A 1,966-nucleotide genomic window follows, 5' to 3' on the forward strand; every position below is an offset into this window, starting at 1 on the left:
CTGTTCCATCAGCTCCGAGAAGCTGATGATCGCGTTGAGCGGCGTGCGCAATTCATGCGACATGTTGGCCAGGAACTCGGATTTGGCCCGGTTCGCCGCCTCGGCGCGCTCGGTTTCCTTCATGTATTTGCGATTGAGCTCGACCAATTCGCGCGACCGCTCTTCCTCCGCCCGGCGGGCAAGGCTGAGATCGTGGATCGTCGCCATCAGCCGGCGCTCGCTGTCGACCAGCTTCTCCTGGTGCAGCTTGATCTGGGTGATGTCGGAGCCGACCGAGACGGTGCCGCCGTCCCTGGTCCGCAGCTCGTTCACCTGCAGCCAGCGGCCATCGGCAAGCTGCCGCTCGAAGGTCACGCCGCCTTGCTGCCCGTTGGTGTTGGCAAGCCGGCGCTCCGAAGCGAAGGCAAGCATGCGACCTTCGAGAACGGCGCGCGAGGCGCCTGGCATCACGTCGCGATCCGACAGACCGTTGTCCTGCTGGTACTTGGAATTGCACATGATCAGGTGCTGGGCGGAATCCCAGAGCACGAAGGACTCGTTGATGTTTTCGATGGCCGTTCGCAGGCGAAGATCCGCGGCCTCGGAGCGCAGCGCCAGGTGCCGCTGCTCGGTGACGTCAACGGCGATGCCGATCAGCTGGATCTCCGGCGCTTCCGGGTCGATCACCTGCGCCCTTGCGCGCATCCACACCCATTGTCCGTCGGCATGGCGCATCCGGAACACCTGGTCGATGTGATCGATCTCGCGGGCGACGATTCTGTTGGCAAGCTGGAACAGGTCGCCGTCCTCGGGATGGATGATCTCGTCGACCTCGCCGAACGACAGCATTGCGTCGCAGGGCTCATAGCCCAGCATGTCGTACATCGAGCGCGACCAGTACATCTTGCCGCGGACCATGTCCCAGTCCCACAGGCCGCAGCGGCCGCGCACCAGCGCCATGTCGATGCGCTGGTGCGCTTCGAGATAAATGCGGTCGGCCGCCTGGGCGCGCGCCGCCTGGCCGAAATAGGCGTAGAGGATGACGATCAGTACGCCGGCTGTCAGCACGAACAGCGTGACGTTGAGCGAAACAGTCTTGCGCCAGGTGTAGAAGACCGCATCCTGCGGAACGAGCGCTGCGGCAGCACTGTTCCTGCCGTTTGTCAGGCTCACCGCCGCATACCAGTCCTGGCCGCCGATTCTGACCTCCATTACCCCGGCGCGGTCGCCGAACATGAACAGCGGCTGACCGCCCTGGGCGATGGCGTCGAGCGACCGCCCTTCCCAGCCGGTCGATTGCGGTGTCACGGCAACGATCTTGAACGCGCTGTCGGTGACCGCAAGCACGTGGCTTCGGCCCATCGCGCCCTGACGGCTGATGCCCTCCAACAGGTCCTGCGTCGCGCCAGGCGTTGAGCCCAAGTTCGCATCCACGCTAATCGAACTGGCCAGTTGGCCTGCCGCGAGCGAGAGGATCGCCTTGGCGTCGCGTTCCACGTCGTCACGCTCGTTCATCAGCGACAGGAACCGCAGCGCCGCGATGACGACCAGGAAAATGATGATGAGGGCCGGTATCGATCGGCGCAACAATGGCTCGGCTGCCAGAAGCCGTCGGTAGGCGGGTTCGGCGATGAGCCGCGCGTTGCCGGCGAGACCATCGCTTCTCGCCTCACGCCGCTCAAAAGCTGTCCCTCCGGGCGCGCCCCACGCGTCCGCCTTCGCCATAAATGGCTCTCCCCGATTTTAAATCTGCTTGATGATCCGGCGACGCCGCACTTCCGAATCTTCAGCTAAAGAATCAAAGGTGATTCGGCTTGTCCATAGGCGCGGCGAAAAAAGATTAAAAATCGACTAAAATAGTTCGGCGCCGACTTTCCCTCCCCTTTGAGGGCCGGGAGGGGTCCCCGGCGAAGCGCTCCACCTTTTAGATCAAAGGTCGGGGCGGGTGGCGTCGGTCGAGGCCGCGTACTGCCGCAGTGACCCCACC

Annotated in this window: 1 protein-coding gene; it reads right to left on the bottom strand. The window is 63.7% G+C overall.

Annotation, left to right across the window (positions count from 1 at the left end; genetic code table 11):
• Nucleotides 1–1,704: PAS domain-containing protein (locus EOA85_RS33940; RefSeq protein ID WP_127212605.1), on the bottom strand; the 1,704-nt coding region annotated here is incomplete at its 3' end.
• Nucleotides 1,705–1,966: the final 262 nt, after the last annotated feature.

The organism is Mesorhizobium sp. M5C.F.Ca.IN.020.29.1.1 (assembly GCF_003997375.1).
Lineage (GTDB): Bacteria > Pseudomonadota > Alphaproteobacteria > Rhizobiales > Rhizobiaceae > Mesorhizobium > Mesorhizobium wenxiniae.